The following is a 14,392-nucleotide window of genomic DNA, read 5'->3' on the forward strand; positions in this document are numbered from 1 at the left end:
AATATTCAAGAGATGGAGGATTGCCATTTTTTTATTACCATAATTCCCGGAAGAAATCTCCCGCTTCTCTTAACGTGAAGGTGTGACAGTACCGGTGAAAGCGGGAGATGAATTTCGGTAAGGCACAGCCTTAAGTTGCTTTTTTTACCGAACGTATGTTGCCGTTATCTTGTAACGTGTTCTTTGCTAACTGAATATATGAGTTGCACCGAGAAAAGTGCGAAAACAAGGCGAATCCCTTCCATGCATAAAAAATCTCCGGACATTCAGGGTTGGAACGACCCGAAGTTACGCTCAAGGAGACGAAAGGCTGCTTTTGCCGTGGAACTGGGAAGCTCCCGCTTTTAGCTAAGTGGCAAAAGTAACAGAAGAAGCTCATTAGATGTGAAAAAGGTATTCCGCATTGGCGGAATACCTTTTGTTCATTCTGTTGAAATGGAAGGGTCGGCCTGTTCTTTCGTCGGGATGACTTGGAAGAAATGGTCTTCAGGCTTTTCAAGAAGCGGCTGCAATGATTGCGCTTCTTCGTGTTGGTCGTGTTCTTTCAGCAATTCGATGTATTTCGACAGCAGTTCTTGCACATCCGCTTTTCCGCGTTCGTTCAGTGATTCGAGGCGTACTTGCGCTCCTTTTGCGATGCGTCGTTCCAATGCCGCTTTCGTCAACCCCATTTCCGGCTGGTGGCGCAAGTAAACGACCCCGCCTGTCATTCCGGCGCAAATCCATGGACCTGGGTCGCCAAGGACGAGACCGCGGCCATTCGTCATATATTCAAAGGCGAACCCTTTAATGTTCGCGCGCGCACCGATATTTCCGTGTTCTTTTTCCGGAATCGGCGCCGTCACTTGGCCGCCGATAATCATATCTGCACCTGACAGACGGATGCCGGCGCGCGCATCGGCGTTTCCTTGCGCGATCAGCAACCCTTTTTGCGCTCCGTACCCGAAGCCTTTGCCAACGGAACCGTTATAAAATTTCCCGTTTTTTCCTTTTGCTTTGAAAATAAAGATGCTACCGCCAAACGCGGTTTTTCCCACACCGTCTTGTCCGCCGCCGTCAACATGGATATGAATGCCATGCGTGTTGTAAGCGCCGAGTCCGTTTCCAGGAATAGAGCCGTTTTTATAATGCAATGTGACGTCCGATAACTTTTTGTATGATCCGTCAAGCCGGCCGCGCACGCGGTGGCAAGAAACACGGCTGCCGAGAACGCGTTGTTCCGCGGTGACGGTCGAAAATTCACGGGAACGATGCAAATCTTCCGCATAGTAATCGAGATATTCTGCTCCGACGGCAACGAGTAATGATGGTTTTTCGGCGCTTGCCGCTGCTTCCTTTTGCGCGAGTTGTTCCACTTCAAGCACTTCGAGCAAATTGGCCAGATTCATTTGGTGGAGTCCTCTCGTTTGTTCCAGCAAGTCAGAGCGCCCGACGATATCTTGCAGGCGAGTAAATCCAAGGGAAGCAGTTAGCGCTTTTAGTTCATTTCCGAACGCGGTGAATAAGTGGATTAACCCTTGTACCGCAGCATCAAATTGCCGAGGCACAAAGCGGCGCAATCCGTGTTCTTTTGCTTGCGCTACGGATTCGATTTGGGTTGCGATTCCAACATGACACGTATCTAAATGGCAGCCGCGGCACGTCGTGCACCCGATCGCGATCATCGAGAGCGTTCCGAAGCCGATGCGGTTGGCCCCGAGCAGCATCACTTTGAGGACGTCAAGGGCGCTTTTTATGCCGCCGTCTGCCCAAATTTCCACTTTGTTTCGCAAACCGGCTTCAAGCAAGGCATTATGGGCGGCTTTGACACCGATTTCGACAGGAAGACCGACATGTTGCAGCGCATGGATGCGCGCGGCTCCCGTTCCACCATCGAATCCGCTTAATGTTATGATGTCCGCTCCCGCTTTGGCAATGCCGACAGCAATCGTTCCGATATTTGGCACGACTGGCACTTTGACGGCGACTTTTGCTTTGTCGTTCGCCGTTTTCAGTTCGGCGATCATTTGCGCCAAATCCTCAATGGAGTAAATGTCATGGTTATTGGATGGCGAGATCAAGTCTGAGCCGATTGTTGCGTTGCGCGCTTCAGCGATTTTCGCCGTCACTTTTGAACCAGGAAGGTGGCCGCCTTCCCCCGGCTTTGCCCCTTGCCCGATTTTAATTTCCAATAGGTTTGAAGAGTTCAAAAGCTCCGCGTTCACACCGAAACGGCCGGATGCAATTTGCTGGCCGCGTGTGCGCGGATATTTGCCAAGCATATCTTTAATTTCGCCGCCTTCACCGTTAAGGCTGACCATGTTCAAACGTTCTGCCGCTTCTGCATAAGCGCGGAACGCCACTTCGTTTTGCGAACCAAACGACATCGAGGCGATAACGAAAGGCAGGCTATGTTCGCCGACGCTAATGTCCACTTTTTCGACCGGAACTTGTTTTTCCGCTTTTTTGATATCTAACAAATGACGAATCGTTGTCGGTGTTTCTCTTTCCAGTTCGTTTAGCTTTTCGCGAAAGTTGTCATATGATCCTGTTTGCGCGACTTCGCCAATTGCTTTCCAAACGCGCGGGAAGAGGTGGAACGTTTTTCGCGGCTTGGCGTTTTCATCCGCGAAGTCTTCCGCGCGGGCGATCGCATCTTGTTTCATCGCTTCGAAATCGTATTGTAATGAATCAGAGCCAAAGAAATTAACGATGTTTAATACATCGGCGATTTCGTCATGCAGGCCGATCGACGAGAAGAGGCGGCTATATCCGCGCAATTCGTGAATGCCAATCGTCGAAATCACTTTTTCTAATCCTTTATTAAGCGCTTTAAACAGATTGATCACAGGTGTGCTTGACTCTTCCGCCGAAACGGTAGCGAACATGAGATACGGGCTGATGGCATTTGCTCCTAATCCATAAGCGACCACCAGATCATGAAGGGAGCGGATCGCTCCGGAACGAAGCAAAACGGAGCAATCACGGCGCAAACCATGTTTTGTTAACGCTTGATCAATAGCCGATGTGATGAGCAACGGGTCTATCCATAAGTTTCCGTTTTGATGTGCTTTTATGTCATCGATGACAAGCAAGGTTTTGCCAGAATGAACCGCCTCACAGGCTTCGTTAGAAAGACGCTGTAACGCCTGCGGGATGGTTTCCTCCGCTGTGAACGTCGCTGACAGGATGTGCGCCAATTGTTTTTCTTGAAACGAATGAACAACTTGGTCATACGAAGGATGATGCAATTGTGGCGCACAGTCGTTTCCGATTTTTCCTTCGATAAGAATCGGCGAGTTAAGCTCAATAACATACGACGCTTCTGTTTCAGATGCGAGAGATGGCCGTTTCCCAATGACGGTTCTTGTTGAAAAATGCTCCATCTCGCGGTCGCGGTCAATCGCCGGGTTTGTGACAACGGCGACGCTTTCTTTTATAAAGTCGGCAAGGTTTTTGCGGTCCGGGTCAATCGCGGCAAGCGGCGCGTCATGGCCTAAAGAACGAATCGGTTCCACCCCTTTTTCCGCCATTTGTTCTAAAAGCTGAATGTGTTCTCTGTCCCAGCCGAATGCGGCATATTGGCCGTTATGCACTTTTGTCGGCGCGAAAGCAAACACATGATTTTCCAGTTCCGGAACATCGAGGCGCTTTCGGAAATTCGCTATGTCAAAGCGTTTCGAAAAACGGGTATATACTTCTTCTTGGAACTGTTCGTATTCCAACACTTGAATGGAGGCGCCGCTGGACCATGTGAGGCCGATTTTTTCGCCAGGCGCGAGCGGCTTTGGCTCGCCGGTATATTCGCCCGCTGGAATGATTCCCGGCTCTGATGTGAAAACAAAGCGTTTTTCTGTTTCCAATTTCCAAAGCGGGCGCAACCCAAGCGCGTCGACGCTGAAAACGGCTTCGTCTTCATATCGGGAAATAATCGCCGCCGGACCTTGGGCGAAATGCCCCCATGCTTCACGGATGTACGTGTACAAATCTTGAAGATGTTCCGGATATGCTTTTATTTCATTAACAATTGGCGGAAACAGTATATCCATCGCCTCAAATAAGCTATAACCATAGCGGCAAATAAGCGTTTCGATTGTACGGCTCAAATCTTGGGAATCGCTTCCACCGTTTGTCAATGGAACGCCAATCATCACCGCTTCATCGCGAAGCTTCGCAATCGTGTTGATTTCGCCGTTATGCGCTAACACGCTGAACGGCTGAACGCGAAAAAAATTGGAAAGCGTATTTGTCGAGTAACGGTTATGACCTAATGTCATGGTTGATGCAATAAAAGGATGTGCCAAGTCATGATAATATTTTGGCAAAATGTCGCCAGCTCCCATCACTTTATACACAACGTGAAAATTGCTTAAGGAGGCGACATGGACATTTTCGTCTTTCTCGATTTCAATAAGCAGATCAAATAACCGTTTGGAAAGCTGAACATTGTCATTCGGCAGCAGGGCGACTTGCCAAAATACCGGTTCTTGCCGGAGCGCGATCGGACCTAGCGCATTGGAAGAAGTTACGCGGTCCGATTCAAAAATCAAGGAGAAGCCCGATTTTTTGAACAATTGTTTGATTTTCGCTTTCACATGATCGGTATCGCTGGACCGATGAATGAAAAGATGGCCGACAGTAAAACTTTCGGAGTTGGCTATTTCCGGATTTTGTCCGGCGTTTGCGAGTTTTTCCATCCAAAGCTTTCTAGGAATATCCATGTGAATACCGACGCCGTCTCCTTCACCGTTAATAAATCCAGCGCGATGATTCATTTTGACAAGTGCGTCAATGCATGTCATAATGTTTTCTCGGGTTGGGATCCGCTGTTTTTCGATGGCGGCGACAATGCCGCAAGCATCATGTTCTGCTTGATGGAAGTTTTTAAAAAGATTAGGATTCCAATGTTGCTTCATACGTAAGTGGCGCTTAAGCGGGAAGGCTTCCTGCTTTTCGCCATTCACCTCCTGTGTCAGTCAACATAAGCAGCCATTTCTAATCTTAATTTTCAGAATTTATAACCTATCATACCATGCTTGCATATGTAAATCAATTATTTATTCATTTTTTTGGATATTGTATTCACTGGCGGCACCTTGTTTTGTAAACGTTTTCAATATTAAACAACCATTCTAGGAGGAATCCCTCCTGGAATGGTTGCATAATTATTCGTCCGCCAATTGTCTGAATGCATTTTCCACCGCTTTGAGCGTATATTCCACATCTTCTTCCGTATGCGCCAATGTGACAAACCAGGCTTCATATTTGGAAGGGGCGAGGTTGATTCCTTGTTTTAGCATAAGCTTAAAGAATTTCGCAAACATTTCGCCGTCGCTTCGTTGCGCTTGTTCGTAGTTTTCCACTTTTTCTGTCGTGAAGTAGACGGTGAATGCGCCTTTCAAACGGTTGATGGTTACAGGAATGCCGTATTTGTCCGCATGAAGAAGTATGCCTTCTTCCAGCATCGCGCCGAGTTTATCGAGATGTTCATACACGCCGTCTTGCTTCAGCACTTCAAGGCAGGCGATGCCGGCAAGAATCGATGCAGGGTTTCCGGCCATCGTCCCTGCTTGGTATGCCGGACCGAGCGGCGCGACTTGCTCCATAATGTCTTGGCGCCCGCCGTATGCACCGATTGGGAGACCGCCGCCAATAATTTTGCCAAGCGCGGTTAAATCCGGTTCAATTCCTAATAAGTTTTGCGCTCCTCCATACATAAAGCGGAACGCAGTAATCACTTCATCGTAAATGACGAGAGCCCCGGCTTGGTGGGCGATTTCATTGATTGCCTCTAAAAATCCTGGTTTTGGTGTAACAATGCCGAAGTTTCCAACAATCGGCTCGACCAGCACGGCGGCGACTTTGTCTCCCCATACATCCATCGCTTGTTTGAATGATTCGACATCGTTGTATGGAACAGTGATGACTTCTTGGGCGATGCTTTTTGGCACGCCGGCGGAATCCGGGGTTCCTAACGTTGACGGACCAGAACCGGCAGCGACAAGGACAAGGTCGGAATGCCCGTGGTAGCAGCCGGCGAATTTGACGATTTTATCGCGGCCGGTATAGGCGCGCGCTACCCGAATCGTCGTCATCACCGCTTCTGTTCCTGAATTGACAAAACGCACTTTTTCTAAAGATGGAATCGCTTCTTTTAACATTTTTGCGAACGTAATTTCATGCGGTGTCGGCGTGCCGTAAAGGACGCCTGTTTCCGCGGCGCGCTGAATCGCTTTTGTGATGTGCGGATGAGCGTGTCCTGCAATAATCGGCCCGTACGCTGCCAAGTAGTCAATATATTTATTGCCATCGACATCCCAAAAATAAGCGCCTTGCGCTCGTTCCATCACGACCGGTGCCCCGCCGCCGACTGCTTTGTACGAGCGGGACGGGCTGTTGACGCCGCCGACGATATGCTGCAATGCTTCTTGATACAGTTGTTCAGATTTTGTGAAATTCATCGTTGAAAGCCTCCTACCATTTCGTTACTGACTTTTATTTTAGCATAATGCATAACATTTGTTTCATTGTTTCACTTCAGATAAACTATTGCCTATGTGGAGGGAATGCAACATGAATGCCATCGAAGTGGAAAACTTGCGAAAAGAATTTAAGTCGTATTCGAGCCGCTCCGGTTTAGTCGGAGCGTTTCGCGATTTGTTTACGAGAAACTATAAAATTATCCGCGCGGTCAACGATATTTCGTTTACTGTTAAACAAGGAGAAATGGTTGGATATATTGGCGAAAATGGCGCAGGGAAATCGACGACGATTAAAATGCTGACAGGGATTTTGACGCCAACGTCCGGAAAAGTGATCGTCAACGGCATGAATCCGCATAAAGAACGGGAAGCGTTCGTGCGGACGATCGGCGTTGTGTTCGGGCAGCGCTCGCAGCTTTGGTGGGATATCGCCGTCCAAGAGTCGTTCCGGCTGTTGAAAAAAGTGTATCGTGTATCGGACAAAGATTACAATGAACATATGAATCATGTTATTGAAACGCTCGATATCGGTCCGCTGCTGGACAAGCCGGTGCGCAAGCTGTCTCTCGGGCAGCGGATGCGCTGTGAGCTGGCTGCCGCACTGATTCACAATCCGCCGCTTTTATTTTTGGACGAGCCGACGATTGGTTTGGATGTGCTGGTGAAACTGAAAATCCGCCAGTTTTTAAAAGAAATTAATGAAAAATACAACACGACGATTTTATTGACGACCCATGATATTTCTGACATCGAAGCGCTATGTGAACGCGTCATTATGCTTGATGAAGGCAAGATCATTTACGATGGATCACTGCAAAAGCTGAAAGAAACTTGGGGGGAAGGTAAGCAAATTCAATTTACGTTCGTTAGCGAAATGTCGTTAGACACGTTAAAAGAGCTGACGGACGGTTTGCAAGTAACATGGAAACAAGGGGAGCAGGCGAATGTCTGGACGGCCCACGCGCCTTCCGCGCTGTTGCCGGAAGTGATCAGCCGCGTTGTCAACCGCTATTCCATTCAAGATCTGAACATTAACGAAATTTCTACAGAAGAAATTATCCGCAACATCTATGAAGAAGGTGTTGTGCATGGATAAATATCTCGAAATGATCCGCATCCGTTTTTTAATGATGCTGGCGTACCGGACAAACTATTACACTGGCATTCTTATTTATGCCATTAATATCGCGGCGTACTATTTTCTTTGGTCGGCGATCTACGGTGGAAAACAGGCGATGCAAGGCATGTCGATGGAGCAAATGACGACATATGTCGCCATCTCGTGGATGGCGCGGGCGTTTTATTTTAATAATATCGACCGGGAAATCGCCATGGAGATTCGCGAAGGAAACGTGGCGACTGAGCTTATCCGCCCTTATAGTTATCTCGGGATGAAAACGATGCAAGGGCTGGGGGAAGGAATTTTTCGCTTATTGTTTCTTTCGCTTCCAGGGCTGTTCCTTGTCGCTTTATTTTTGCCGCTTCGTTTTCCAACTGATGCTCATACATGGATATTTTTTATATTATCGATTGCCTTAAGTTTTGTTATTAACTCGGAATTGAATTTGCTGGCGGGAATTGTGACATTTTTTACTCTCAACAATGAAGGGTTGCTGCGGGCGAAACGGTTTGTCATCGATCTCTTTTCCGGATTGATTTTACCCATTAGCTTTTACCCGGACTGGGCGCAAGCGGTGATGAAATATTTCCCGTTTCAAGGGATCAGCTATATTCCAAGCATGATCGTGACGGAAAGTTTTCAAGGGCAAGCAATCATCGACGGACTTTTATTTCAATTCGTATGGTGCGCGCTGTTGATTATCCCGATTCGGCTGTTATGGAGAGCGGCGAAAAAGCGGCTTGTCGTTCAAGGAGGGTGAGTCGTGTTTTACGTATCGGTTTTTTTTCAATATATGGCGCAATACATGAAAACAAAGTTGCAATATCGCGCCGATTTGCTTGTCGAGTTTGTCTCTGATTTAATGTCACAGGCCGCCAACCTTGTTTTTCTTCTCGTTGTATTTGGGCATACGTCGTTATTGCACGGCTGGACGCGCGATGAAATTTTGTTTATTTATGGCTTTTTCCTAGTGCCATATGCGGTGTTTGGAGCATTTTTTAACATTTGGGATTTTAACGAGCGTTATATTGTGCGCGGAGAAATGGACCGCGTGTTGACGCGTCCGGTGCACAGCTTGTTTCAAGTCATTCTTGAGCGAATGGAGCTGGAGTCGCTTCTTGGCGGAGTCACCGGCATGATCATTATGGCGTATGCGGGTGCGCGCTTGCATCTTTCGCTGCATTGGTATGATATTTTTTTGTTTATTTTATTCGTGCTGGGAGGAGCGCTTATTTACGCGGGAGTATTTGTGTCATTGGCGACGATCAGCTTCTGGTCCGACGCCCGCACATCCATCATGCCGATGATGTACAACATCAGCAACTACGGGCGCTATCCGATTGACATTTATCATCGCGTCGTCCGCTATATTTTGACATGGATTTTGCCGTTCGCGTTCGTCGGCGTGTATCCGGCTTCCTATTTTCTTGGCAAAAAAGAATGGTACGGATATGCGTTTTTAACTCCAATCATGGGAATCATCTTTTTTGCGATTGCCGTGTGTTTGTGGAATGCGGGAGTTAAACGATATCGCGGAGCGGGGAATTAAAAAGAGGGCAATCTGAAAGGAAGGGAAAATTCCTTTCGGATTGTCCTTTTAGTTATTTTTATGGGGAGTGAATATTATATAGGCATTACGGAAATGATAATGGCAGAGTTTTTTCATTTATTAGACTGCTTGATGTAATTGGATGTGATGATACAAAAATAATGTTGTGTAAACAAAATGTTAACAAAAAAGACAAATTTCATTCATAGTTGATACTTGATAAAGATTGTGAAATAATGCACAATATATCAATGTGTGAGCAGTTTCACAAATTCATTTTTTGGAAAGGATGACAGACAGCGATGAAACAACAAGGCATGAATCGAGTAGCACTTATAGGAACGGGGTTCGTTGGGGCCAGCTATGCATTTGCCCTTATGAACCAAGGAATAGCAGATGAGTTAGTATTGATTGATGTAAATAAGAATAAGGCAGAGGGCGATGTGATGGATTTAAATCACGGAAAAGTATTCGCGCCGAAGCCGATGAATATTTGGTTTGGAGATTATCAAGATTGCCAAGACGCCGATTTGGTGGTGATTTGTGCAGGGGCTAACCAAAAGCCGGGAGAAACAAGACTGGATCTTGTTGACAAAAATATTAATATCTTCAAAACGATTGTCGATTCTGTGATGAAATCCGGATTTGATGGCGTTTTTCTTGTGGCAACGAACCCAGTGGATATTTTAACGTATGCTACTTGGAAATTTAGCGGGTTACCGAAAGAGCGGGTAATCGGCTCAGGAACGATTCTTGATACAGCAAGATTCCGCTTCTTGCTAAGTGAATATTTTCAAGTGGCTCCGACCAATGTACATGCGTATATTATTGGCGAGCATGGGGATACAGAGCTGCCTGTTTGGAGCCATGCGGAAATTGGAAGCATTCCAGTTGAGCAAATATTGATGCAAAACGATAACTATAGAAAAGAGGATTTAGACAATATCTTTGTTAATGTTCGTGATGCGGCATATCAAATCATTGAGAAAAAAGGGGCAACGTATTACGGCATTGCAATGGGATTAGTCCGTATCACTCGTGCTATTTTGCACAATGAAAATGCCATCTTAACCGTTTCTGCTCATTTGGACGGCCAATATGGCGAACGAAATGTTTATATTGGCGTGCCTGCCATTATCAACCGAAACGGTATTCGTGAAGTGATGGAATTGACGCTAAATGAAACAGAACAACAACAATTCCATCATAGTGTAACTGTATTAAAAGACATTCTTTCCCGTTATTTTGATGATGTAAAATAATACTGACTTTGAATACAACAAGGTGAACATCGTGTGGATACAACATTACAATCCCTTGCATAACACATATCTTTCGGCATTTATTGCGGCGTTTCCGATCGTTTTATTTCTATTATGCTTAACTGTGTTTAGGATGAGGGGAGTAAAAGCCGCTTTTCTCATTCTTTGTTTTGGTTTAGTAACAGCTGTTTTGTTTTTCCATATGCCGATTTCAAAGGCGATTGCTGCGTCCGTCTATGGAATCGCAAACGGTTTATGGCCGATTGGCTATATTGTGATTATGGCCGTCTGGCTGTATAAAATTGCTGTGAAAACGGGGAAATTTGATATTATCCGCAGCAGTATTGCAAACATTTCGGAGGATCAGCGGCTTCAACTGCTGCTCATCGGCTTTAGCTTTAATGCTTTTTTAGAAGGAGCTGCAGGATTCGGTGTTCCGATTGCCATTTCGGCTGCTTTGCTTTCAGAACTAGGATTTCATCCATTAAAAGCGGCCGCGCTTTGCTTAATTGCCAATGCTGCCTCTGGCGCGTTTGGAGCGATAGGAATTCCGGTTATTGTCGGAGCGCAAATGGGGGATTTAACGCCGATTGAGTTATCCCGTACGCTTGCTTGGATTTTGCCGTTTATCTCGTTTCTCATTCCATTCTTATTAGTGTTTGTCTTGGATAAGTGGAAGGGTATTAAAGAAACATTGCCTGCTCTTTTCGTGGTAAGCGGAAGTTACACCATTGTCCAAACATTGACGATCATTGTGCTTGGTCCTGAGCTGGCCAACATTTTAGCGGCGCTTGTCAGCATGGGGGCACTGGCTCTTTTCTTGAGAAAATGGCAGCCTTCAAATATATATCGAGTGAATCCGGATGAAAAAGGCGGAGAAAAATGCAAATACAGCTTGAAAGACATCATCAGTGCGTGGTCCCCGTTTTATATTTTAACGGTGCTCGTTATTATATGGAGTCTGCCTGGTTTTAAAGCTCTGTTTGCCGAGGGAGGCGCACTGCAGCGAACGACGCTTTTGTTTAAGGTGCCATTTTTGCATGGCGAAGTCGCGAAAATTCCTCCGGTGGCGCCGGCCCAGACGGCATTAGATGCCATATTTAAGCTAGACCTTGTATCAGCAACAGGCACGGCGATTTTACTGGCGGTGCTGTTCACAGGGATGTTTAGCAAAAACATTACGTTCGCGGAAGGAATACAAAGTTTAAAAGAAACATGTAAAGAGCTATTCATTCCTGTATTAACGATTTGTTTTATCATGGGATTTGCCAACTTAGCCAACTATGCAGGTTTATCCGCTGCGATTGGTTTGGCATTGGCGGAGACAGGCGATGCATTTCCATTTGTTTCCCCGTTATTAGGGTGGCTTGGTGTGTTTATTACAGGATCTGTCGTGAGCAATAATGCTTTATTCGGCCATTTACAAGCTGTTACAGGAGCGCAAATAGGGACAAGCTCTTCGTTATTGCTTGCGGCTAACACCAGCGGGGGAGTGATGGGGAAACTTATTTCCCCGCAGTCCATCGCCATAGCAACTGCTGCAGTGAAAGAGACAGGCAAAGAATCTCACCTGTTTAAAATGACGATTTATTATAGCTTGATCCTGCTATTGTTTGTGGGAGTATGGACGTACTTTCTTTCGACCGCAGGAATGTAGATCATTATGGTTTGTTATTCAGTTAGGCACCGTGTATAAATGAAAAAAGATGTATTTTGCGGCCTTTTTCCGATTGCTGCATCGGGAAAAGGCCGCATTTGATTTTACATTACTTGCTCCACTTTTTTTGTGTAAAGCGAACGAATCAAGAAATAGTCGCCAAGTTGAACAACAAAAAAAGATAATGACAAGCACGCTTGTCTTGACAACGGAGCCGGACACCATGTTTTGCAGCATTTTAAAGGCAAATCCGGCATGGACGGCGGCAACGGCAAATGGGATGAAAAAGTGAATCGCTACTTGTTTCGCCGCGATTTGTTTCATTTCTTTTAATGTTAAACCGAGTTTGGACAATGTTTCATACTGCTTGCTGTCCTGCTCCAAATCGTTATACAGCTTAAAATATAAAATGCTGTCAGCCGCCAAAAGGAAGGGAGCACTGACGACAATAGCCTGTTTGATTCCGATTTGCTGCCGTTTTTTGCAAACGCGTGTTATATTGACAGATAGTGTATTATCATCAACAAATTCTGTGCCATCCCACTTATGTATGAATAATCTTCCTTTTGTTTTCGTATATATGGTGATGGACAAGTACGAGGTGAGAGCGATGGAGTACGCGTTTGTTGGAATTGTCGCGACAGTTTTGTTAGCAAGTATTACGTCTATTTGGACGACAAGTGTTAAAACGTCCCGTCGTATTTCCTTAGAAAACTTATTTGTCCTTCTTCAATGGTATATCACGATGATGCTAGGTTTCGGGCTTATATATATGGTGCTTCAGATGAATGGGCATAACGTATTTACCCCATCTGCCAATGAAACAGCTAATGAGTGTTTTTCTATACTTCAAGACAGCCTTTATTTAAGCGGGATGACGTTGTTATCGGTTGGGTATGGGGATGTTACTCCGACAGGAATTGGAAGATGGATTGCCATTACGGAAGCCTTGCTTGGTTATATTATGCCTGCTGTGCTTGTTGCGCGTTCGATGATGGATCGTGATGACGCTAATCGTTGCAATTGATCGTTCTTTTCGCTACTCTTAAAAGCGAAAGAACAAATATACTGGAGGGAAAACGATGTCTTTGCAAGTCGGACAACTAGCACCGGATTTTACATTGCCGGCAAGCAATGGAGAAATGGTTTCACTTTCTGATTTTCGCGGCCAACATGTCGTGTTATATTTTTATCCGAAAGATATGACGCCGGGATGTACGACAGAAGCGTGCGATTTTCGCGATCATTATGAAAAATTTGCAGAGAGTAATACCGTTATTTTAGGAGTAAGCACAGATTCTGTTGAACGTCACCAAAAATTTATTGAGAAATATCACTTGCCTTTTTTATTGCTTTCCGATGAAGAACATAAAGTGGCGGAAATGTATGGTGTTTGGAAATTAAAAAAAAATTTCGGGAAAGAGTATATGGGAATCGAGCGATCGACGTTTGTGATTGACCGGGACGGAAGATTAGTGAAAGAATGGCGTGGAGTTAAAGTAAAAGGGCATGTTGAAGAAGCATTAGAGTATATTTTAAAAAATTTAGCGTAATCTACCCTATATCTAGGTAGAAGTCCATGCAAAAAATCCGGCAACGCGTATGCTGAATAGTAACCTCCTCAAATGGATGCACTGAATGGTGCGGAACGAGCTTCCGCGCATTTTTTATGTTTTAATGATACGAATATTGACAAATAGCATAAAATACTTGTAGACTAATTATAAAAATTATAAAATAATAATTCTTTTTATTTTTAAGGAAGTGAGGTGCATGACGGTGTCTGACAATCACCAGTTGAAAGAAGCGCTTGATACATTAAAACAGACGGGAATACGCATTACTCCGCAACGTCATGCGATATTGGAATATTTGATTAATTCAATGTCACATCCGACAGCAGATGAAATATATAAAGCGCTGGAAGGAAAATTTCCAAACATGAGCGTAGCAACCGTCTATAACAATTTGCGCGTCTTTAAAGAGGTCGGGTTAGTGAAAGAATTAACATACGGTGATGCATCAAGCCGCTTTGATTTTGTTACATCCGACCATTACCATGTTATCTGTGAACAATGTGGCAAGATTGTCGATTTTCACTATCCAGGATTGGATGAGGTAGAAGAACTTGCCGCACATGTAACAGGATTCAAAGTGGATCATCATCGCATGGAAATTTACGGAAAGTGCCCTGATTGTCAAGAGAGAGCACGCCAACAACATTAAGAAGCTGATAGCGGGGAAGTTGCTATCAGCTTTTTCTTTTTTTTCGGTTATATTTTTCATCAAATTCTTTTCCTTCTAACTCCGGATCTAATGTCAATGGCTCATTGCAAAACATAC

Annotated in this window: 12 protein-coding genes (1 of these 12 only partly in view); 8 read left to right on the plus strand and 4 right to left on the minus strand. The window is 45.2% G+C overall.

The window, feature by feature from the left end; all coding sequences use genetic code 11:
- Window positions 1-422: 422 nt before the first annotated feature.
- Together AOT13_RS05960 and AOT13_RS05965 are read right to left on the minus strand one after the other, a co-directional pair.
- On the minus strand, window positions 423-4,895 hold the full coding sequence (locus AOT13_RS05960; protein WP_173662676.1) for a glutamate synthase-related protein: 4,473 nt from the start codon (window positions 4,893-4,895) through the stop codon (window positions 423-425).
- Between the two features lie 249 nt (window positions 4,896-5,144).
- Window positions 5,145-6,440 (minus strand): glutamate-1-semialdehyde 2,1-aminomutase, encoded by a 1,296-nt coding sequence (locus AOT13_RS05965; protein WP_003252795.1) that lies wholly within the window; start codon window positions 6,438-6,440, stop codon window positions 5,145-5,147.
- 112 nt (window positions 6,441-6,552) lie between these two features.
- Between AOT13_RS05965 and AOT13_RS05970 the strand changes: the two genes are divergently transcribed.
- The 5 genes from AOT13_RS05970 to AOT13_RS05990 all read left to right on the plus strand — a co-directional run bounded on the left by AOT13_RS05970 (window position 6,553) and on the right by AOT13_RS05990 (window position 12,049).
- Window positions 6,553-7,557, plus strand: a complete 1,005-nt coding sequence (locus AOT13_RS05970; protein WP_013877448.1) for an ABC transporter ATP-binding protein — start codon at window positions 6,553-6,555, stop codon at window positions 7,555-7,557.
- Window positions 7,550-8,341 carry an ABC transporter permease gene (locus tag AOT13_RS05975; RefSeq protein ID WP_013401595.1) on the plus strand — a complete coding sequence of 264 codons (792 nt, stop codon included), beginning with the start codon at window positions 7,550-7,552 and terminating at the stop codon, window positions 8,339-8,341. The genes AOT13_RS05970 and AOT13_RS05975 overlap by 8 nt, the downstream gene beginning before the upstream one ends.
- A gap of 3 nt (window positions 8,342-8,344) precedes the next feature.
- Complete coding sequence (locus AOT13_RS05980) at window positions 8,345-9,130, plus strand: ABC transporter permease (protein WP_003252790.1); 786 nt, start codon at window positions 8,345-8,347, stop codon at window positions 9,128-9,130.
- Between the two features lie 302 nt (window positions 9,131-9,432).
- Window positions 9,433-10,392, plus strand: coding sequence for an L-lactate dehydrogenase (locus tag AOT13_RS05985; protein WP_003252788.1), 960 nt, complete (start codon window positions 9,433-9,435; stop codon window positions 10,390-10,392).
- A 31-nt stretch (window positions 10,393-10,423) separates the two neighbouring features.
- On the plus strand, window positions 10,424-12,049 hold the full coding sequence (locus tag AOT13_RS05990; protein WP_042385410.1) for an L-lactate permease: 1,626 nt from the start codon (window positions 10,424-10,426) through the stop codon (window positions 12,047-12,049).
- A gap of 18 nt (window positions 12,050-12,067) precedes the next feature.
- Here AOT13_RS05990 and AOT13_RS05995 read toward each other — a convergent pair whose 3' ends face one another.
- On the minus strand, window positions 12,068-12,643 hold the full coding sequence (locus tag AOT13_RS05995) for an FtsX-like permease family protein (protein ID WP_041269406.1): 576 nt from the start codon (window positions 12,641-12,643) through the stop codon (window positions 12,068-12,070).
- A 16-nt stretch (window positions 12,644-12,659) separates the two neighbouring features.
- Here AOT13_RS05995 and AOT13_RS06000 point away from each other — a divergent pair, with 16 nt between their 5' ends.
- The 3 genes from AOT13_RS06000 (at window position 12,660) to perR (ending at window position 14,275) form a co-directional block, all read left to right on the plus strand.
- Window positions 12,660-13,076, plus strand: a complete 417-nt coding sequence (locus AOT13_RS06000) for a potassium channel family protein (RefSeq protein ID WP_003252779.1) — start codon at window positions 12,660-12,662, stop codon at window positions 13,074-13,076.
- 55 nt (window positions 13,077-13,131) lie between these two features.
- Window positions 13,132-13,602, plus strand: a complete 471-nt coding sequence (gene bcp / locus AOT13_RS06005) for a thioredoxin-dependent thiol peroxidase (protein WP_003252778.1) — start codon at window positions 13,132-13,134, stop codon at window positions 13,600-13,602.
- Window positions 13,603-13,822: 220 nt separating this feature from the next.
- The gene (gene perR, locus AOT13_RS06010) at window positions 13,823-14,275 is read left to right on the plus strand and encodes a peroxide-responsive transcriptional repressor PerR (protein ID WP_003252777.1); all 453 of its coding nucleotides are present in this window, start codon (window positions 13,823-13,825) and stop codon (window positions 14,273-14,275) included.
- 25 nt (window positions 14,276-14,300) lie between these two features.
- On the opposite strand, the gene AOT13_RS06015 is transcribed toward perR, so the two are convergent.
- A protein-coding gene (locus AOT13_RS06015; RefSeq protein ID WP_013401592.1) for a YgzB family protein crosses the window boundary here: on the minus strand, window positions 14,301-14,392 show its final stretch. It continues 265 nt past the right edge of the window; 92 of the gene's 357 nt are visible here — the last part of the coding sequence; the start codon falls outside the window, past its right edge; its stop codon occupies window positions 14,301-14,303.

Source organism: Parageobacillus thermoglucosidasius (assembly GCF_001295365.1).
Classification (GTDB): Bacteria; Bacillota; Bacilli; order Bacillales; family Anoxybacillaceae; genus Parageobacillus; species Parageobacillus thermoglucosidasius.

Coding starts and splice junctions, on each gene's coding strand:
- AOT13_RS05960 (WP_173662676.1), bottom strand. CDS start 4,895: ATGAAGCAACATTGGAATCCTAATCTTTTTAAAAACTTCCATCAAGCA.
- AOT13_RS05975 (WP_013401595.1), top strand. CDS start 7,550: ATGGATAAATATCTCGAAATGATCCGCATCCGTTTTTTAATGATGCTG.
- AOT13_RS05965 (WP_003252795.1), bottom strand. CDS start 6,440: ATGAATTTCACAAAATCTGAACAACTGTATCAAGAAGCATTGCAGCAT.
- bcp (WP_003252778.1), top strand. CDS start 13,132: ATGTCTTTGCAAGTCGGACAACTAGCACCGGATTTTACATTGCCGGCA.
- perR (WP_003252777.1), top strand. CDS start 13,823: ATGACGGTGTCTGACAATCACCAGTTGAAAGAAGCGCTTGATACATTA.
- AOT13_RS05970 (WP_013877448.1), top strand. CDS start 6,553: ATGAATGCCATCGAAGTGGAAAACTTGCGAAAAGAATTTAAGTCGTAT.
- AOT13_RS05985 (WP_003252788.1), top strand. CDS start 9,433: ATGAAACAACAAGGCATGAATCGAGTAGCACTTATAGGAACGGGGTTC.
- AOT13_RS06000 (WP_003252779.1), top strand. CDS start 12,660: ATGGAGTACGCGTTTGTTGGAATTGTCGCGACAGTTTTGTTAGCAAGT.